The organism is Pseudomonadota bacterium (assembly GCA_039196715.1).
In the GTDB taxonomy this organism is placed as follows: domain Bacteria; phylum Pseudomonadota; class Gammaproteobacteria; order CALCKW01; family CALCKW01; genus CALCKW01.
Genome location: JBCCUP010000001.1, coordinates 47,872 through 66,240 on the forward strand (window position 1 = coordinate 47,872; position 18,369 = coordinate 66,240).

The 18,369-nt window shown below is 68.1% G+C and carries 17 protein-coding genes; 9 read left to right on the top strand and 8 right to left on the bottom strand.

Annotated elements, in window-relative coordinates; translation table 11 throughout:
• Positions 1 to 8: 8 nt before the first annotated feature.
• Positions 9 to 665, bottom strand: a complete 657-nt coding sequence (nadD, locus tag AAGA11_00245; protein ID MEM9601262.1) for a nicotinate-nucleotide adenylyltransferase — start codon at positions 663 to 665, stop codon at positions 9 to 11.
• 15 nt (positions 666 to 680) lie between these two features.
• Complete coding sequence (locus tag AAGA11_00250) at positions 681 to 1,967, bottom strand: glutamate-5-semialdehyde dehydrogenase (protein ID MEM9601263.1); 1,287 nt, start codon at positions 1,965 to 1,967, stop codon at positions 681 to 683.
• Positions 1,968 to 2,084: 117 nt separating this feature from the next.
• Here AAGA11_00250 and AAGA11_00255 point away from each other — a divergent pair, with 117 nt between their 5' ends.
• Positions 2,085 to 3,086: an Ldh family oxidoreductase gene (locus AAGA11_00255; GenBank protein MEM9601264.1), complete on the top strand. Its 1,002-nt coding sequence runs from the start codon at positions 2,085 to 2,087 to the stop codon at positions 3,084 to 3,086.
• Between the two features lie 12 nt (positions 3,087 to 3,098).
• Here the strand turns inward: AAGA11_00255 and holA are convergent, their stop codons facing one another.
• Positions 3,099 to 4,172, bottom strand: a complete 1,074-nt coding sequence (holA, locus tag AAGA11_00260) for a DNA polymerase III subunit delta (protein MEM9601265.1) — start codon at positions 4,170 to 4,172, stop codon at positions 3,099 to 3,101.
• A gap of 19 nt (positions 4,173 to 4,191) precedes the next feature.
• Here holA and AAGA11_00265 point away from each other — a divergent pair, with 19 nt between their 5' ends.
• The 8 genes from AAGA11_00265 to AAGA11_00300 all read left to right on the top strand — a co-directional run bounded on the left by AAGA11_00265 (position 4,192) and on the right by AAGA11_00300 (position 12,181).
• Positions 4,192 to 4,707 (top strand): hypothetical protein, encoded by a 516-nt coding sequence (locus AAGA11_00265; protein ID MEM9601266.1) that lies wholly within the window; start codon positions 4,192 to 4,194, stop codon positions 4,705 to 4,707.
• 37 nt (positions 4,708 to 4,744) lie between these two features.
• A complete protein-coding gene (locus tag AAGA11_00270; protein ID MEM9601267.1) occupies positions 4,745 to 5,791 on the top strand; it encodes a quinone-dependent dihydroorotate dehydrogenase in 1,047 nt (348 codons plus the stop codon).
• Positions 5,781 to 6,731: an acetyltransferase gene (locus AAGA11_00275; protein ID MEM9601268.1), complete on the top strand. Its 951-nt coding sequence runs from the start codon at positions 5,781 to 5,783 to the stop codon at positions 6,729 to 6,731. The genes AAGA11_00270 and AAGA11_00275 overlap by 11 nt, the downstream gene beginning before the upstream one ends.
• A gap of 10 nt (positions 6,732 to 6,741) precedes the next feature.
• Positions 6,742 to 7,278 carry an adenine phosphoribosyltransferase gene (locus tag AAGA11_00280; GenBank protein ID MEM9601269.1) on the top strand — a complete coding sequence of 179 codons (537 nt, stop codon included), beginning with the start codon at positions 6,742 to 6,744 and terminating at the stop codon, positions 7,276 to 7,278.
• Between the two features lie 62 nt (positions 7,279 to 7,340).
• A complete protein-coding gene (locus AAGA11_00285) occupies positions 7,341 to 8,282 on the top strand; it encodes an ABC transporter ATP-binding protein (GenBank protein MEM9601270.1) in 942 nt (313 codons plus the stop codon).
• The gene (locus AAGA11_00290) at positions 8,279 to 9,013 is read left to right on the top strand and encodes an ABC transporter permease (protein MEM9601271.1); all 735 of its coding nucleotides are present in this window, start codon (positions 8,279 to 8,281) and stop codon (positions 9,011 to 9,013) included. The genes AAGA11_00285 and AAGA11_00290 overlap by 4 nt, the downstream gene beginning before the upstream one ends.
• 14 nt (positions 9,014 to 9,027) lie before the next feature.
• Positions 9,028 to 10,884: a Gldg family protein gene (locus AAGA11_00295; protein MEM9601272.1), complete on the top strand. Its 1,857-nt coding sequence runs from the start codon at positions 9,028 to 9,030 to the stop codon at positions 10,882 to 10,884.
• An 88-nt stretch (positions 10,885 to 10,972) separates the two neighbouring features.
• A complete protein-coding gene (locus tag AAGA11_00300; GenBank protein ID MEM9601273.1) occupies positions 10,973 to 12,181 on the top strand; it encodes an MFS transporter in 1,209 nt (402 codons plus the stop codon).
• Positions 12,182 to 12,191: 10 nt separating this feature from the next.
• Here the strand turns inward: AAGA11_00300 and AAGA11_00305 are convergent, their stop codons facing one another.
• The 5 genes from AAGA11_00305 to AAGA11_00325 form a co-directional block, all read right to left on the bottom strand.
• Complete coding sequence (locus AAGA11_00305) at positions 12,192 to 12,545, bottom strand: DUF1304 domain-containing protein (GenBank protein ID MEM9601274.1); 354 nt, start codon at positions 12,543 to 12,545, stop codon at positions 12,192 to 12,194.
• Positions 12,546 to 12,640: 95 nt separating this feature from the next.
• Positions 12,641 to 13,915 carry an MFS transporter gene (locus AAGA11_00310; GenBank protein ID MEM9601275.1) on the bottom strand — a complete coding sequence of 425 codons (1,275 nt, stop codon included), beginning with the start codon at positions 13,913 to 13,915 and terminating at the stop codon, positions 12,641 to 12,643.
• Positions 13,916 to 13,968: 53 nt separating this feature from the next.
• Positions 13,969 to 15,081 carry a lipocalin-like domain-containing protein gene (locus tag AAGA11_00315; GenBank protein MEM9601276.1) on the bottom strand — a complete coding sequence of 371 codons (1,113 nt, stop codon included), beginning with the start codon at positions 15,079 to 15,081 and terminating at the stop codon, positions 13,969 to 13,971.
• Positions 15,078 to 17,603 carry an FtsX-like permease family protein gene (locus tag AAGA11_00320; protein MEM9601277.1) on the bottom strand — a complete coding sequence of 842 codons (2,526 nt, stop codon included), beginning with the start codon at positions 17,601 to 17,603 and terminating at the stop codon, positions 15,078 to 15,080. The genes AAGA11_00315 and AAGA11_00320 overlap by 4 nt, the downstream gene beginning before the upstream one ends.
• Positions 17,597 to 18,280, bottom strand: coding sequence for an ABC transporter ATP-binding protein (locus AAGA11_00325; protein MEM9601278.1), 684 nt, complete (start codon positions 18,278 to 18,280; stop codon positions 17,597 to 17,599). Before AAGA11_00325 ends, AAGA11_00320 begins: the two co-directional genes overlap by 7 nt.
• Between the last annotated feature and the right edge of the window lie 89 nt (positions 18,281 to 18,369).

Below are 18,369 nucleotides of genomic sequence, written 5' to 3' on the forward strand. Positions count from 1 at the left end.
CAGTCATATCACTCCTGGTATTCCGTTCGGTTCAGCAAAAATTCTCGCACGCTGTCCGGCACGAGGTATTTCGGGTCGTGCCCCGCCGCGAGCAACGCGCGCAGCGCGGTCGACGAGACATCCAGCGCCGTCGTGTCGACGGACACAATGCCCCCGCAGGGTCGCCCGCGCGCGGCCTCGGCCGTCAGGCCGTGCTCGGCCAGCAGCGCCGCCGCAAAGGCATTGAGCGCGTAGCCCGGTCGGCGCATCAGCGCCAGGTGCGCCAGCCCCAGCAGTTCGGACCAGCGGTGCCAGCGGTCCAGGCCATTGAGGCTGTCGACCCCGAGCAGAAAATAGAGCTCGGCGTCGGGGTGTTCGCCACGCAGCGCACCGAGCGTGTCCACGGTGTAGGACGGCACGTCGCGGCGCATCTCCCGGTCGTCGAGCACGAAGGCCGCCACGGCATCGACGGCCAGCGTGACCATGTCGGCCCGCAGTGCGCTCGAGCGCTCCGGTTGCGGTCGATGCGGGGTCAGGTGGCAGGGCACAAACCGCACCTCGTCGAGCGCGAGCGCGTGGCAGACGTCGAGCGCCGGTCGAAGGTGACCGACGTGGATCGGGTCGAAGGTGCCTCCGAGCACACCGATCCGTCTCCCGCCAGCCACACCGGCCGGTCGCTGATTCACGCGGCCCGCACCGCGTCAGGCACCGCGTGTCTGGCCGTCGCCGTAGACCACGAATTTCTGCGTGGTCAGGCCCTCGACACCCACCGGACCGCGCGCGTGCAACTTGCCGGTGCTGATGCCGATCTCGGCGCCCAGCCCGTATTCGAAGCCGTCGGCGAAACAGGTCGGCGCATTGACCATCACCGACGCGGAGTCGACCTCGCGCACGAAGCGGTCGATCCGCCGCTGGTTGTTGGAGACGATGGCATCGGTGTGCTGTGAGCCGTACTGCGCAATGTGGTCCATGGCCGCGTCCATGTCATCGACCACGCGCACGGCCAGGATCGGTGCCAGGTATTCCTCGGCCCAGTCGCCTTCGGTCGCCGCCTCCATCGCGCGGATGATCTCGCAGCTGCGCGGGCAACCGCGCAACACGACGCCCTTGGCAGCGAGTGCACCTGCAATGCCGGGCAAGACGGCCGACGCGACCGCCTTGTGCACCAGCAGCGTTTCCATCGCGCCGCAGATGCCGTACCGGTAGGTTTTGGCATCCAGCGCCACGCGTTCGGCCATGTCGAGGTCGGCGTCGGCGTCGATGTAGACGTGGCAGACGCCATCGAGGTGTTTGAGCACCGGGATGCGGGTCTCGCGCGCCACGCGCTCGATCAAGCCCTTGCCACCGCGGGGAATGATCACGTCGACCAGGGTGTCCTGGGCCAGCAACGCACCGACCGCAGCCCGGTCGGTGGTCTCGACCAGCTGCACGGCCGTGACCGGCAAGCCAGCCTGATCCAACCCGCCCTGCACCAGTTCGGCAATCGCCGTGTTCGAGTGTCTGGCCTCCGAGCCCCCGCGCAGGATGGTGGCATTACCGGCCTTGAGGCACAGCGCAGCCGCGTCCGCCGTGACGTTCGGCCGCGATTCGTAGATGATGCCGATGACCCCGAGCGGAACGCGCATCTGCCCAACACGCAACCCCGACGGCTGTTCACGCACGGCCGAGATCTCGCCAATCGGGTCGTCGAGTGCCGCGACCTGGCGCACGCCGGCGGCCATGCCGGCGATGCGGGCCGGCGTCAGCGTGAGCCGGTCGACCAGCGCGTCGGCGAGCTGGCGCGCGCGCGCGGCGTCGAGGTCGCGCGCGTTGGCCGCGACCAGACCGGGCTCGCTCGCCTCGATGGCATCGGCGATGGCCAGGAGCGCGGCCTTGCGGCGTTGCCCGCCGGCCCTCGCGACGGCTTTGGCGGCGGCGCGCGCGGCGACAGCCTGCGCGTGCACGGCGGCGGTGATATCGTGGTCGAGTGCCACTGCAGTCTCAGACATGGTCCACACGGTTGCGCTCGAATGCGCGTTTGAGATAGCCGCCCATTATGCCCCCGGCTGCGGCCCGACCCCAAGGCCGGCCGCGCCCACACCCGCCCAGGAGTGCGCCCGAATCCCATGCCCAGATTGACGCTCGACGAGATTGAGACCCTGTGTTTCGACGCCCTGCGCCGCGTCGGCGCGAGCGAAACGCAAGCGTCGGCCGCCGCCCTCGAACTGCGCGACGCCGAAGCCGAAGGCATCCGCAATGTCGGGCTCGGCTACATACACCTGTATCTCAAGCACCTCGCCTGCGGCAAGGTCAGGGGCGACGCCGTGCCCCGCACCGTACGCACCAGCGCGAGCACGACGGTGGTCGACGCCGGCCACGGGTTCTGCCACACCGCCTACCTGCACGGCGAGGCGCGTCTGATCGACTGCGCCCGTCGCGAGGGCGTCGGCGTGATGGCGATCAACCGCTCCTACTCGGCCGGCGTGTTGGGCTGGTTTGTCCGCCGACTCGCGCAGCAGGGCCTGGTTGCGCTGATGTACGCCAACAGCTCCAAGGCGGTCGCAGCCCACGGCGGCAAGGTGCCCTTCTTCGGCACCAACCCGCTTGCGTTCAGCGCACCGCGCGCGGGCGAAGAACCGGTGGTCGTTGACATGGCAACCGCGTCCACCGCCCGGGTCAACATCGTGCGCGCCGCGCGAGAAGGAGAGCCCATCGAGCCGGGCCACGCGATCGACGAGCACGGCGAGCCAACCACCGACGCAGCCGCCGCGCTGCGCGGGGCCCAGCTGCCGCTCGCCGGCCCCAAGGGCTTCGGCCTCGGTCTGATGGTTGACATCCTCGGGGGCGTTCTGACCGGCGGTAACGCGTCTTTCGATGCCGCGATGTTCTCCAACAACGAGGGCGGCCCGCCGAATGTCGGGCAGGTCATCATCGCACTGGACCCCGCGTTTTTCGCCGACGGGTTCACGCAGCGTCTCGACAACATGCTCTCGGCGATGACCGAAGGCAACGACGTCAGGGTGCCGGGTGAGCGGCGAGGTCACCTGCGCCGCGAACACACGGCGAACGGCATCGAGGTGCCCGAGGCGTTGCTGCAGCAAATCGCCGAGCTCAGCACCGCGTCCTGAACGTCGGCGTGCTCAGCCGTGGGCGTCTGCGCGCAGTGAGGGCGCTCGACCGGCCACCGCGAGCGAGAGGTCGAGCAAGGCATCCCACGCGTCCGAGCGCGCCCGCTTGACCCGCAGGTCCAGCGCCGCGCAGCGGTGGAGGTAGTGCTGCCACTGTGACGCGGAATGGCGGTGCACGGCCGCCTGCACCTCGCGTTGGCGAAAGGGCGCGACGCCGACCCGCTGCATTGCCTGGGCCTGCCCGCGGCCGTTGGCCAGCTCCGTGGCGAGGATGGACACGTCCCGCACATCGCGCGTCAACGCCCAGGCAACCGGCACCGGGTCCACGCCCTCGGCCCGCAGGCCGGTCAGGGTGCGGGCCGCGCGCGCCGCGTCGCCGGCCAGCACGGCGGCAGAAAAATCGAAGACGCTGAACCGCGCGCTGTCGGCGACCGCCCGCATGACCGCCCGGGCATCGACCGGCTCATCGCCCACCAGCAGCGCGAGTTTCTGGATTTCCTGGTCGGCCGCGAGCAGATTGCCCTCGGTGCGCTCGGCGATCAGCTGGGCCGCCGCGGCGTCGGCGTTGACCCCGTGTCGACGCAGTCGGCGTGTCACCCAGGCGACCAGCTCGTGCGCGCGCGGCGGCCAGACAGCGACGCACACGCCCGCCTTGTCCAATGCCTTGAACCAGGCGCTCTTCTGGCTGGCCGCGTCCACCTTGCCCGACACGATCAGCAGAATGGTTTCCTCCGGCGGCCGACCGAGGTACGCCCGCAGCGCGTCGCCACCGGCCTTGCCGGGCTTGCCGCTCGGCAGGCGCAACTCGATGATCCGCCGCTCGGCGAACAACGACTGGCTGTCTGCGGCGGAGGCGAGCGCCTGCCAATCGAAACGCGCGTCGACCTCGAGCAGCTCGCGCGTGGTGTACCCCGCCTCGACCGCACGCGCGCGGACCGACTCGGCTGCCTCGCCGCGCTGCAACAGCTCGTCGCCGCTGATGCAGTAGACCAAATCGAGGCCGCGTGCGAGAACCTTGGGCAAATTGTCGATCGAACACCGCATATGCACCATCACACCCGGCGCCACTTGCACCGGGGAAGTCACCGACGGAGAATCCTACAGCATGAATTTGCCGCGTACAGTCCTGCTTTTGACCGCCGCGATGGCACTGACCGGCCCGGTGTGGGGCGACGGTGAGACTGCCTGCCGAAAACAGGTGTTTGGCGACTACTGCCTTGGCGGAGACACCTCGGCGTTGCGCCTCGACCCCGTGCCCGAGGTCGACAACACCTTCACCGACAGCGCGGGCCCGGGGCACACCCGGCTCGAGGTGGTCGACGACACCCTGGTCGCCGTCGAACGTCGCGTGGAGCCCGGTGGCTGGCGGGAGTTCGACCGGTGGCTCAAGCGCCTGGAGCGCGTCTACCGCAGCGGGGAGGACAACAGCACCTTCCCGCGCTACGCCGCGTCGCGCAGCTCCAAACTCAACGCGATCCGCTCGGGCCGCGGGTCCGCGCGGGTCGACTGGCCACAGGGCGGGTGGACACTCTCGTTGATCTGGCGTGAACCGGACGCCATCCACCTGCGCTACGCCGTGTCCGACGCCGACCAGGATCGGTTGTCACTGGACGAGTTGTAGCCAGCCCACTCCCCCGTCACCCAGGGACCTGCAGCCAATGACCTACCGCCTGGTGCGGCCGGCGCTCTTCGCGCTCGACGCAGAACGCAGCCACGACCTCGCGTTTCGCGCGCTCGCGCTGCCGGGGGTCGTACCGGCCTTGCGCGCGACGCTCGGCGCGGCCATCGACGACCCTGTGGACTGCTGCGGGCTGCGCTTCGCAAACCGTGTGGGCCTGGCCGCGGGGCTGGACAAGGACGGTCGCGCCGTCGACGCCTTCGGCGCGATGGGTTTCGGGTTCCTCGAAGTCGGCACGGTCACGCCCCGTGCCCAGCCGGGCAACCCCAAACCCCGCCTCTTTCGCCTGCCCGCGCGTTCGGCGCTGATCAACCGCTTCGGATTCAACAACGCCGGCGTGGACGCCCTGTGCCGACGCGTGTCCACACGCCGTTGGCAGGGCGTGCTCGGTGTCAACATCGGCAAGAACGCCGACACGCCGACGGCCTCGGCGGTGGACGACTACGTCGCGTGCCTGAGAACAGCGGCGTCCGTCGCGGATTACATCACGATCAACGTGTCGTCACCGAACACCAGGAACCTGCGCGACCTGCAGGCGGCCGAGGCACTTGACACACTGCTTCAGGCGATCAGCGAGGTGCGCGCCGCCGCCGCCGAGGCGCGCGGCCGGGCGTTGCCGCTGCTGCTCAAGGTGGCGCCGGACCTCGACGACGCCGAACGCGCCGACATCGCCAGTGCCGTCGCGCGCCACGGCGTTGACGGTGTCATCGCCAGCAACACCACGACCGACCGCAGCGCCGTGGCCGGCCTCTCGCACGCGGACGAAGCGGGCGGGTTGTCCGGCGAACCCTTGCGCAAGCGCACCGCCGGCATCGTCGCACACTGGCGGCGCCTGCTCGGGCCGGACACCGGGTTGATCGCCGCCGGCGGCATCGCCGGCGCGGACGACGCCCACCGCGCGATCAGCGCCGGCGCCGACCTGGTGCAGCTCTATACTGGGTTGATCTACGAGGGTCCGGGCGTGGTCAGACGCATCGCGGCGACGCTCAGAGACGGGGCCACGAACGGGGACAGCAATGCATTTTGACGTGTTCAATGGCGACGCGGATGGCCTCTGCGCGCTGCACCAGTTGCGCCTGGCCGACCCCGTGGAGAGCACACTCGTCACCGGGGTCAAGCGGGACATCGCGCTGGTTCAACGCGTGCCACTGGACGCCTCGAGCGCCACGGTGCTCGACGTGTCGTTCGAGAAGAACGTCGACGCGGTGCGCGCCCTGTTGGAGGCGGGTGTGCCGGTGCGGTATTTCGACCACCACTTCCCCGGCGATATCCCGGCGCACCCCGCGCTCGACTGCCACATCGACACCCGACCCACGGTCTGCACCGGCCTGATTGTCAACGCGGTGCTCGGCGGTGCGCACCTGCCCTGGGCCGTGACGGCCGCCTTCGGCGACAACCTCATCGAGGCTGCGCGCACCGCCGCGGCGCCGCTCGGGCTCGACGAGACGGCGCTCACGGCCCTCTGCGAGCTGGGCACCCTGCTGAACTACAACGGCTACGGCGCCGGCCTCGACGACCTGTTGTTCGACCCGGCGATCCTGTACCGCGACCTGAGCGCACACCGCGAACCCGGCACCTTCATCGCCGAAGACCCGGCTTTTCAGTCCCTGCGTGAGGGCCACGCCAGCGATGTCGACAAGGCTCAGGCGCTCACGCCGCGCATCGAAGACGACACGGTGTCGGTGACGGTGCTGCCCAACGCCCGCTGGGCGCGGCGCATAAGCGGGGTTCACGCGAACCAGCTGGCCAACGCGCACCCGGAACGCGCACACGCGCTGCTGACGGAGAAAGACGGGGGCTACCTGGTCAGCGTGCGCGCCCCGCTCACCCGGCGAACCGGCGCCGACGCGGTGTGCCGCCAGTTCGACACGGGTGGTGGGCGGGCCGCGGCCGCCGGCATCAACACCTTGCCCGAAGCCGATGTGGACCGCTTTGTCGCCACGCTGCGCGACACCTACGCCCGATAAGGATCTCTGCATGACACAGTATTTTCACGACATGCTGGCACCGGCCATCCGCACCGTGCCGGACTGGCCAATCGACGGCGTGCAGTTTCGCGACATCACGCCGGTGTTGCAGGACCCTACGCGCTACCGTGTGCTGATCGACACCTTCGTGCACCGCTACATCGGCGAGCAGATTGACGTGGTCGCCGGCATCGACGCGCGCGGGTTCATTCTCGGCGCGCCTGTCGCCTACGCCCTCAACACCGCGTTCACCCCCATTCGCAAGGCTGGCAAGCTGCCGGCGGACACGCTCTCGGAGTCCTACTCATTGGAGTACGGCGAGGCGACACTGGAGCTCAACCGCGACGCGTTCGCGCCCGGCAGCCGCGTGTTGCTGGTCGACGACCTGATCGCCACCGGCGGCACACTCGGCGCCGCGATCACGCTGATACACGCGTTGCAAGGCGAGTTGGTGGAAATCGCGGCACTCGCTAAAATAGACGCCCTCGGCGGCGCCCAGCGGCTGGAAGAACAGGGCTTGCGTTACTTTACCCTGCTGGATTTTTGACACCCTCCACCCAGGCCCGCACCACGCACCTCCTCTGACCCACGCTGCTGCGCCACTGCGACATGATCGACGTCTCTTCGCTCTGCAAACGATTTGGCCGGTTCCGAGCGGTGGATAACATCAGCTTCACGGTCGAACCCGGCCAGGTGCTCGGCTTTCTCGGCCCGAACGGCGCCGGCAAGTCGACGACCATGAAGCTGATCACAGGCTATGACAAGCCGACATCCGGTCGCATCACGGTAAACGGTCGGGACGTCCAGCGTCATAGAAAGCGGATGCAAGCCGACCTCGGCTACCTGCCCGAAGGCGCGCCGGCGTACGGTGACATGACGGTGGAGCACTACCTCGATTTCATTGCCCGCGCGCGTGGCCTGGCCTCGCGTGACCGCCAGGGCAAACTGCGCGCCGTGACCGCGCAGCTTGAACTCGACGGCGTGCGCACGCAGCGCATCGACACCCTGTCCAAGGGGTTCAAACGGCGCGTGGGCATCGCCCAGGCGCTGGTTCACGACCCGAGTGTGCTGATTCTGGACGAGCCGACCGACGGCCTGGACCCGAACCAGAAACACCAGGTGCGAGACCTCATCCGTGGCGTCGCGGCCGACAAGACGGTGATTCTCTCGACCCACATCCTCGAGGAAGTCGAAGCGGTGTGCCACCGAGCGCTGATCATTGCCGAGGGCAAGGTGCTGGTCGATTCCACACCGGACGCGCTGCGCCGGCAATCGCGCTATTGCGGCGCCATCACTCTCGAGTTGCCCGATGCACGGCGCAGCGCCGCGGCGCTCGAGGCCTTGCCCGAGGCCGACAGCGTGGAATTCAGCCTCGACAACCCCAACCGCTTCACGGTGATTCCCAAGCCGAATACCAACCTGTACGTCGCGATCGATCAACAGCTCAAGGCCCGAGGCTGGATTCCCGCGGCCATGGGCGTGGACCCGGGCAGGCTGGACGACGTGTTTCGCAAGGTCACCAAACCGGACAGCGTCGAGGTGCAGTTGTGAGCGGCACGCGCACGGTGTTCGCGCGGGAGTTCGCCAGCTACTTCGCGAGCCCGCTGGCTCTGATCTTCATCTTCATCTTCCTTGTGCTGGCCGGGGTCTTCACGTTCTTCATTGGCGGCTTCTACGCGCGCGGCCAGGCGGACCTCGCAAGCTTCTTTGCGTTCCACCCCTGGCTTTACCTGTTTCTGGTACCGGCATTGTCCATGCGACTCTGGGCAGAGGAGCGCAAGTCCGGCACGATTGAGGTACTGCTGACCTTGCCGCTGTCGCTTGCGTCGGTGGTCACCGGCAAGTTCCTCGCCGCCTGGGCCTTCACCGGTCTGGCGTTGAGCCTGACCGCCCCGATCTGGATCAGCGTCAACTACCTCGGCGCACCGGACAACGGCGTCGTGCTCGCGGGCTACCTCGGAAGCTGGCTGATGGCCGGTGCCTTCATTGCCATCGGCAGTGTCCTCTCGGCACTCACGGACAACCAGATCATCGCGTTCATTGTCACTGCGGTGGTGTGCTTCGCGCTGGTTGCCGCCGGTTTCCCGCTGGTACTGGACGCTTTCCGGGCCTGGGCACCCACGCCGGTGCTCGACACGGTGGCGGGCTTGAGTGTGCTCACCCATTTCGACGCGATCAGCCGTGGCGTACTCGACCTTCGGGACATCGCCTACTTCGTCATTGTCATCCTCACCGGCCTGCTCGCGACCGGCATCGTGGTCGCCGCGCGGCGGGCGAACTGAGCGGGGTGCCGAGCGTGCAAAAGACCCTCTCCCGCGTGGCTCTGCTGGTGCTGTTCGCCACCGCCATCGCGGTGATCAGCCTTGTGCAACTCAGCCGGGGGCCGTTCCGGATCGACCTCACGGCCGACCGCCTGTTCACCTTGTCGAGCGGCACACTCAGTACCTTGCAGAACCTCGAGCACGACGTGCAGCTCGAGCTCTTCTTCACCGACGAGGCGACGCGCGACATCCCGGTGTTGCGAAACCACAAGCGGCGCGTGACCGAGTTGCTCGAGGAATACGTGTTGCTGAGCGACGGCAAACTCACCCTGACCGAGACCGACCCCAAACCGTTCTCCGAGGCCGAGGACCGCGCCGCTCGACTGGGCCTGACCCCGGCGGCACTCGCACCGGGCGCACCGGCCGTGTATTTCGGCCTGGCGGCCACCGGCGCCCGGGGTCAACCCGAGCGCGTATCCTTTTTCCAGCCGGGCGACGACACCCGACTCGAGCAAACGATCAGCAAGGCGGTGTTTCTCGCCGGGCGGGCCGCGGCGCCCAAGGTCGCCGTCATCAGCACTCTCGACATCGACGGCGGCTTCGACCCACTCGCCGGCCGCCCGACCGACCCCTGGTTCTCGATTCAGCAGGTGCGCGACATCGCCGACGTGAGCTGGCTGCCACGCGATGTCACGGCGGTGCCCGAGGACGTGTCGGTGCTGCTGGTGATCCACCCGAATCAGCTGTCTGATGCCACACGCTACGCCATTGACCAGCACGTGATGCGCGGCGGCAACGTGGCCGTCTTCCTCGACCCGCTCGCCGAGAACCTCAGCGCGAACGGTGCGCCGGCCGAGGCCGGCACCACAGCGTCGGACCTGCCCGCGTTGCTCGCGGCGTGGGGGGTCGAGCTGGTCGATGGCAAGGTTGTCGGCGACGCCCGCTTCGCGGTAGCCATACCCAGCCGACAAGGCAACCAGCCCGTCCGGCACCTGGGGCTGTACCAGCTGCAGCAACCGACCACGGACAAGCCGATCGTCGGCGGGTTGGAGCTGTTCACTCTGGCAAGTGCCGGCGCGCTGCGCCAGACCGAACACGCGCCCACACAGTTCACGCCGCTGCTGCAGTCCAGTCGCAACAGCGCGTTGCTGGACGCCGAGGACCTTGCGTTTCTCTTCGACCCGGCCACCTTGTACGACGGATTTGCGCCCACCGGCGAGCAGTTCACCCTGGCGGCGTTGTTGCGCGGTCGACCGCCGACTGCGTTTCCTTCGGGTGCGCCCACCGCGCCAGCCGAGGGGGACACCGCACCGCCCCACCGCGATGTCGCCCAACGCGACGCGCTGATCGTCGTGGTCGCAGACACCGACCTGTTGCTCGATCAGATGTGGGTGCAGGTGCAGGATTTCTTCGGCCAACGCGTGGCCGAACCCTTCGCCGACAACGGCACTTTTCTGTTGAACACGGTCGACACCTTGCTTGGCAACGCCGACCTGATCGGCCTGCGCGCGCGCGGCCAACACCAACGGCCCTTCCACGTCGTGCAACAGCTCGAACGCGAGGCGGATGCCCGATTCCGCGCCAAGGAGCGTGAACTCACCGCGCGGCTCACCGACACGGAGACCCGCCTCGCCGAACTCCAGCGCGCCAAAACCGGCGACGATGCGCTGGTGCTCAGCGCGGAACAAAACGCCACAATTGCCGAATTCGAGGCGGAAAAGCTGTCGATTCGCAAGGCGTTGCGGGCGGTCCAGTTGCAACTCCGCGAGGACATTGACGCGCTCGAAAACCGACTCAAACTGATCAACATCGTGGTCGCGCCCGCGCTGCTCACGCTGCTGATCTTCGTGTGGGTGCAGGTCCGACGTCGACTGCGACGCGCCCCGTTCTGACACGGTTGCACCGTGGCCGAAAATGACTTGTTCGGTGGCGTCGACGCCGCGCATACTGGCGCCCCGCCACCCCCCAGAGCTTTGCCTGATGAGCCACGTTGCACGTTGGCAATCGCCCACGCTGGTGATCGTCGCCGCCTGCCTGATCGCCACCATCGGATTCGGCGTGCGTTCGTCTTTCGGGTTGTTCCTGGACCCGATCACGGAGGCCAAGGGCTGGAGCCGGGAAACCTTCGCGCTGGCGATGGCCATTCAGAACCTGCTCTGGGGCTTCGGTGTCCCGGTGGCCGGCGCCTTCGCCGACCGCTTCGGGCCGAGTCGCGTGATCTGCCTCGGCGCGGTGCTCTATGCCATCGGCATCACCGGCCTGGTGTTCGCCGAGAGCCACGCGGCGTTGTACTTCAGCGCTGGCATTCTGACCGGTCTGGGCGTCGCCTTCTCCGCCTTTTCACTGGCGATGGCCGCCATGGCGAGAGTGGTCGGACCCGAGCGGCGGTCGTTCGTGCTCGGCCTCGGAACGGCGGCAGGCTCGTTCGGACAGGTGGTGTTCTCGCCGCTGGCGCAGGTCTTCATCACCCAATGGGGATGGGACGATGCCCTGTTCGCGATGGTGTTCTTCACGGCCCTGCTGATGCCGCTCGCGATGCTGCTGCCGTCAGGCGTGACGAAGGCGGCGCAGGCCGCGGCCGAGCAGAGCCTCCGCGAGGCCCTGGTGGAGGCGCGCGCCCACCGCGGCTACCTGCTGCTGACGTGCGGGTTTTTCGTCTGCGGGTTCCACGTTGCATTCATCACCGTGCATTTCCCGGCCTACGTCGCCGACCTCGGCCACCCCGGACAGGTCGGTGCGTGGTGCCTCGCGCTGATCGGCCTGTTCAACATTCTGGGGTCGTTTGGCGCGGGGTGGCTGGGCCAGCGGTATTCCATGAAGGTGTCGCTGTCGTGGATCTACCTGCTGCGCGCGATCACGATCGCGGGCCTGCTCGCGGCACCGAAAACCACCACCACGCTCTACGCCTTCTCGGCCGTCATGGGGGTGTTGTGGTTGTCCACCGTGCCCTTGACCACCGGCATCGTGGCACGCGTGTTCGGCGTGCAGTACCTTGCAACGCTGTTCGGCATCGTGTTCCTGAGCCACCAGATCGGCAGTTTCGTCGGCATCTGGTGGGGCGGTTGGCTGGCTGACAACAGCGGCAGCTACGACGGGATGTGGTACGCCGGCATCGTGCTGGGTCTGCTCGCGGCAGTGGTGCACTGGTTCATCGACGAGGAGCCGTTGCCGCGGCTCGCCACCGCCTGACGGCCTCGTCTCAGGACAGAACGATCAGCACGAGCGCGAGCGCCGCGGGTGCGGCCTGGATCCAGAGGATGCGGGGCTTCACCGTGAGCGACCCGTAGACACCCGCGACCACCACGCACAACAGGAAGAACACGATCACATCGACCCGACCCTGGGTCAGTGACCAGAACAGTCCGGCCGCCAGGAAGCCGTTGTAGAGGCCCATGTTCTGGCCGAGCGCCTTGCTGCGGTCGGCGAATTCCGCGTCGCCGTTGTGGAACACCTTGAGGCCGATCGGGTGCGTCCAGAGGAACATCTCGAGCACGAGGAAGCCGACGTGCAAGACGGCGACGATCGAAACGACAAGGCTGGCCAGAACACCCATCGGTATGCACTCCTGCTGCAGGACGCCAGTGTGTCACAGTCGACACCGCTTCGACCTGCCCAATCTGAGTCATTCTCGACACACTGTTCGCAGCGCTACGCCGCCGCGACCGGCGGTGGCCGCAACCGCAACCAGCGACGCGCCCAGACCATCAGGGCAATGTTCAGCAGGCCAACCACCAGGTAAGGCGCGCGCAAGGCGGTTTCGCGACCCCAGTGGGGCTCGAGTCCCGCCATGAGAGCACCACCACACACCGCACCGAACGCCATGAAACCCCACCCCGCGCAGCGGTAGAGGCTGTTGACCCGGCCGAGCAGTTCGGTCGGGATCGACCGTTGACGCCAGGAAACCGTCACCACGTTCCAGAGCATGGCAGCGAAGAGCTCGATGAACAGGCAGGCCGCCGCCCCGACCACCGAGCGGTTGACCCACAGGGCGATCGGCATGCAAGCGAACAGCGTGAACGCGAGCCACACACTTGGCAGCGGACCGATGCGGGCGACGATGCGGGGGCTGAGCACACCGCCCGCCACACCACCCACAGCCGCGACGCCCAAGAGGAGACCGTAGCCAGTCGGACCGAGCAGCAGCAGCTCTCGGCTGTAGAGCACCATCAGGGTCAGCACCACAGTCGACGAGAAGTTGATCATGCCGAGCAGCAGCGCGAGCCGCAGCAGCTCGCCGTGGCCACGCAACCAGCGCCAGCCCGCCAGGAATGCGGCTTGCCAACCCGACTGTACATCGGGCCGGTGTGCCTCGACCTGAATGACCGCCAACACCAGCGACGCCAGCGCGTAGCCGAGGGCACTGACGACGAACGGCGCCACCAGGGCCACCGCGATCAGCGCACCTGCCAGTGGCGGCGCGAGCAGCTGGTTACTCGCCGTCTCGACACTCCACAGGCGACCGTTGGCCTGCTCCAGCGCCGCACCGGGCACGAGGTCGGGCAACACGGTTTGTGCAGTGTTGTCGCGGACCACCTCGGCAGCACCGAGCATGAACGCCAAGACCGACACCAACCCGATGGCCATGAAGACGCTGGAGGGGACCGTCGACTCGAAGCCGAACACCGCCACGGCCAGCACCGCTGCGAGCAGGGCGCGGGCCCGGTCAGCCCAGCGCAACAACGGCACACGCGCCATGCGGTCGCTCATCAACCCGGCTGGCAGGGTCAGCAGCAACCAGGGCAAGCGCGTGGCGGCGGTGACCAGGGCAATCAACAGCGGATCGCGCGTGAGCTCACTGGCCAGCCAGGGTAAGGCCACGATCAGCAAGCCATCGGCGAGGTTGCTCAGTGCACTTGCAACCACGAGGGCGCGGTAGTTTCGCTGTTGTTGCGTCGAGAGCAGCGGAGGGTAGGCAGGCGGCATGCCTGCAGTCTACCACCCGACCGGAAGGCACTCCGGCGGGCAGCTCTGCAGGTTCAATAGCCGGTCATTTCAAGGTAGCCCAGGCCCACGCGGCTGCCGCCTCGGTCACGGACCTCGACGGCCCCTTCCCAGTACACCACCAGGGTGTCCATCCACTGGGCATCGACGCGGGCCACCACCTCGGCATCTATTTTCAGGCTTGGCACACTCACGCGCCAGGCCACCGGGTACGCACGTCCGTCTGGCGCGCGCCAGTGTCTGAGCGGTTCGAGTTCGAAATCCGACGCCGAGAGATGGCGAGCCTGCCCGTGCGCGTCGGTCACGGTGCCCGAACTCGCCGGGTGGGCTGTCCCCCCACTCTCGCGCAACTGGTACAACATCAGATCGCTGCCGGAATCGAGTTGCAGCGAAAACCAGTCCCAACCCACGGTGCCGTCGGCCAAGGCGCTCGTGCTCCACTCGCGATCCAGCCAGGACGACCCCGTGACAGACACACGCCGGCCGTCGACGGTCACGCTGCCAGACGTGCGCAGGCGGGTGGCAGAGTAGTAGTAAGAGGCGTTGCCAACGGCCCCGCCCTTGTGGCTGAGCCCCGCCTCGCCGTTCAACACCAGGGGTTTGTCCGGTGCCACGGTCACGTCGATCGAGAAGCTGTCACCGGCCGCCCGAAGCCGCCAGGGGAAACCGCCGTCACCGGGGCCGGACACCAGGCTCCAATCGCCAATTGCGACCGTGAACGGCGCGTCGAATTGCCCTGCCAACCCGGCGGCACCTCGGGAAAAGCGCGTGGCGTGGTGATGTGCGTCCGCATCGACGTCGGTCAGCGCCGCGTGGCCCATCCACACCGCGTTGGTGGCAAAGTCGGACCGCGACGCCGGGGGCTCCGGCGCCAACTGGTTGCGAAACCACGTGATCTGGTAGCCAAAGGCCTGGCCCTCGGGGTCGACCAGGTTGCCCACGATGTACCACCACTCGTTCTGAAACCCCGGGTGTGCGCGGTGGTCCGCCGGGAAGCGGAACGCGCGCGACCGGTCGGCGCGAGCGAAGCCCGGTTGCGCCTGACCACCAAGCACCCCCTCGACGGCCAATCCCCCCTCGTCCTCGGCAGGCCGGCCACACGACACCACGCACACGACAGTCAGGGCGATGAACCACCTCCGCGTCATACCCGTGTCACCGTGCCGAGCCGTGGCGCTTGGCGCTGCCGGGCCGGCATCACGGCCGCGGCGATCGCAGCGAGCGGTCCGAGCAGACCGACAGAGAAAAAGACGCTCGCACGAAAGTGCAGGTCGATACTCCAGCCGAACGCGCGGGTGTTGATCACGTCGGTCAGGACCCACGCCAATGCCGCCCCCAGCGGCAGGGCGAACAACGCCGCCAGACAGCCGAGCACCGCAGCGAGGCCGAACAGCAAACCCTGGAGCTGTCGCGGTGTCAGGCCAACGGCTCGCATGATCGCGAACTCGCCCTGCCGCTCCATCAGGACGGCGGTCAACGCGCCGAACACCCCCAGCACGGCGACAACCGTCACCAGCAGAGTGATGACGTCCGTGATCGCGAATGTGCGGTCGAACACAGCCAACGACTGGGTGCGGATGGCCTCGCTGTCGGTGACCCTGTACGGCGTCCGGAAGCGGGACGCGAGCGCCTCGGTTGCGGCGAACACCGCCGCCTTGTCGGCACTGTCGGACAACGCGAGGCCCACGCTGTTGAACCCGCGCGCGTCGCCCGCGCGCTGCGCCAGGCGGTGCCCCAGGGCCATGACCCCCTGGCTGCTGCTGTAGTCGCGGTAGACGCCAAGCACCCGCGATTCGGCGTCCCCGTGTGACCAGGTCACGCGCACAGCATCACCCGGGCTCAGGCTCAAGCGGCGGGCCAGCGGCTCCGACACCAACACGCCCTCACCGGCTTCAAAGGCGTCGAACAGCGTCGACGTTGCCGTCGAGCGCATCGGAAAGCCGCGCACACTGTGCGCACCCGGCTGGATCACCAGCAACTCCGTGTCCAAGGCGTTGACGCGCGCACGCAGGCGCCGACCCGCGCTGATCGACGCCACGCCGGGCACCGCAGCCAGGGCCGCTTGCTGGTCGGGCCCGACCGGCTGGGCGCCCTCGTCCCGCACCGGTGTCACATACAAGTCGCTGCTCAGGGTCTGTTCGAGCCAGGTGTCAACACTGGCCCGAAAGGCACCTACCATGCTTGCAATACCCATCACCGCCGCCAACGCAAGCGCCAGCGCGGACACGGCCAGCGCCGTCCTCGAGAGCGATTGCCGCACCGTGGTCAGTATCAGTCGAAGCTGCACGCCGCGCGTGCGCAACGCCGGCGCAACCACGATGAGCAGGCCATGGATCAACGACGGCACCACCGCACCGTAGCCGATCACCACGCAGAAGAGCCCGAGGTAGGCGCCGACAATGCCGTCCCCGAGCACGACGATGGCGGCACCGCAGCCCATCAAACCGAGGCCGAGCAGGGTAGCCCCGACAAACCGCGGCGATTCGGCCGTGGCGGGCAACGCCTGCCGGATCAACGCGGTTGGGTCGGTGAGGGCCGCTTCACGCGCCGGGCCCAGCGCGGCACAGCACACCGAGAACATCGTGACGCCGAAGGCGATCAGAAACTGGGCCGGTGCGAGCAGGAGCCGCGGGGCGGAGTCGCCGCGGTAGATGTCGACGAACACGCGGTCGAGCAAGCCGAGCACGCCTGTCGCCAGGGCAACGCCGAGCACGAGGCCGAGCACGGCACCGAGCATCCCCAGCACCACCGCCTCGAACAGCAGCAGCGCGAAGAGCTGTCCCCGGGTCGCGCCGATGAGGCGCGCCGCACCCAACGTCCGACGCCGCCGCAGCACCAGAAACACGAGCGTGTTGTAGACGAGGAAGGCGCCCACCAGCACGGTCAGCAGACTCATTGCACGCACACTGATTCGAAAGGCGCGGGTCACATTCTCGAACTGCACGCGTGACTGACCGAGTGACACCAGTTGCAACTCGGGTGCAAGGCGGCGTTGCAGCGTACGCGCCTGGTCGTCGGACAGGCTCAGTGACACGGCCTCAAAGCTGCCGTCACCGCCTGACAGGGACTGCACCAGCGACACGTCGGCTATGCCGGCACGCACCAGACCCGGGGCGTCGAACAGGGTGTCGACCTGCAAGGCGTGGCGCCGGTCGCCGAGCCGGAAATCCAACGTGTCACCGACCTGCACACCAAACGCTTTTGCGAGGTCATCGGAGAGCGCCACAACCGGCGCCCCGCCCAGCCACTGCGCCAGGGCATCGGCGGACAGCGGCTGCCGGCCTCCGTCCGCGGCCGGCAAGGGCTGCAACAACGGCATGGCGGCGTGCAGGCTCATCTCACCCACGCGCTGACCGCCCCGGTAGACCGTGCCGCTCACCTGCAACTCTGGCCAAACACGCGACACCCCGTGTTCGCGCACCAGCGTGGTCAGTACCGGCGCCGGCACCGCGCCACGACGCGAGATCACGCGGTGTGTGGCGTTCGGGCTCAGCGCCGTGATGGCCTGGTCGAACGCCTGCAGTGCACTCTGGTTGGCGAGGCCCACGGCGACGACGATGGCCGCACCCAGCGCCACGGACACCAACGCAAGGCACGCCTGCCACGGGTGTTGCGCGTAAAACCGCAAGCTGCTGCGCACCAACGCCAGGGGCAACAAGGCTCTCACCACGCGGTCTGCCCCGCCGGCAGTCCCTCGATCAGGTGGCCGTCGTGCACCGTGACCACCCGGTCGGCGCGGGCCGCCACGGCCGCACTGTGCGTGGCCACGACCACACAGCGCGCCTCGCCGCGCGCGATCGCGAACACGGCGTTGAGCACCTGCTCGGCACTTTGTACATCGAGTGAACCGGTCGGTTCGTCCGCCAGCACCACGTTCGGGTTGCAGGCCAGTGCCCGGGCAATACCCGCGCGCTGCTGTTCTCCGCCGGACACCTGGTCGGGAAACCGCGCGGCCAGCGCGCCGATGCCGAGGTCGGCCAGCCGGGCCTGCGCCGTCCTCAACGCCGACGCGCGCGCCTGGCCCTGCAGCTCCAGCGGCAGGGCCACGTTTTCGACGAGCGTCAGGGTCGGCAGCAGGCAGAACTGTTGGTACACGAAGCCAATCCGATCGCGCCGTGCCCGGGTGACCTCGGGCTCGTTCAGCGTGTGCATCGCGGTGTCACCAACCCGAACCTCACCGCTGTCGGGTCGCAGCAAGCCCGCGGTGAGTTGGAGCAGGGTCGATTTGCCGGAACCGCTGCGCCCGAGCAAGGCGACACACTCGCCCGACCCGACGGACAACGTGACGCCCTCGAGCAGGGGGGTGTCCGCGGCGTGCCGATAGCAGACTGCACGCAAACTCAACACCGAAGCCGCTTCCACCGTGATGACCCGCCCCAATTGAATTATTCAGCCTCGTCGCCGCTGAAGAGACCAGGAGACGGCGCCCGGGTTCG

Coding starts and splice junctions, on each gene's coding strand:
- AAGA11_00255 (MEM9601264.1), top strand. CDS start 2,085: ATGCCCAGATTGACGCTCGACGAGATTGAGACCCTGTGTTTCGACGCC.
- AAGA11_00285 (MEM9601270.1), top strand. CDS start 7,341: ATGATCGACGTCTCTTCGCTCTGCAAACGATTTGGCCGGTTCCGAGCG.
- AAGA11_00280 (MEM9601269.1), top strand. CDS start 6,742: ATGACACAGTATTTTCACGACATGCTGGCACCGGCCATCCGCACCGTG.
- AAGA11_00300 (MEM9601273.1), top strand. CDS start 10,973: ATGAGCCACGTTGCACGTTGGCAATCGCCCACGCTGGTGATCGTCGCC.
- AAGA11_00270 (MEM9601267.1), top strand. CDS start 4,745: ATGACCTACCGCCTGGTGCGGCCGGCGCTCTTCGCGCTCGACGCAGAA.
- AAGA11_00265 (MEM9601266.1), top strand. CDS start 4,192: ATGAATTTGCCGCGTACAGTCCTGCTTTTGACCGCCGCGATGGCACTG.
- AAGA11_00250 (MEM9601263.1), bottom strand. CDS start 1,967: ATGTCTGAGACTGCAGTGGCACTCGACCACGATATCACCGCCGCCGTG.
- AAGA11_00305 (MEM9601274.1), bottom strand. CDS start 12,545: ATGGGTGTTCTGGCCAGCCTTGTCGTTTCGATCGTCGCCGTCTTGCAC.
- AAGA11_00310 (MEM9601275.1), bottom strand. CDS start 13,915: ATGCCGCCTGCCTACCCTCCGCTGCTCTCGACGCAACAACAGCGAAAC.
- AAGA11_00275 (MEM9601268.1), top strand. CDS start 5,781: ATGCATTTTGACGTGTTCAATGGCGACGCGGATGGCCTCTGCGCGCTG.
- AAGA11_00315 (MEM9601276.1), bottom strand. CDS start 15,081: ATGACGCGGAGGTGGTTCATCGCCCTGACTGTCGTGTGCGTGGTGTCG.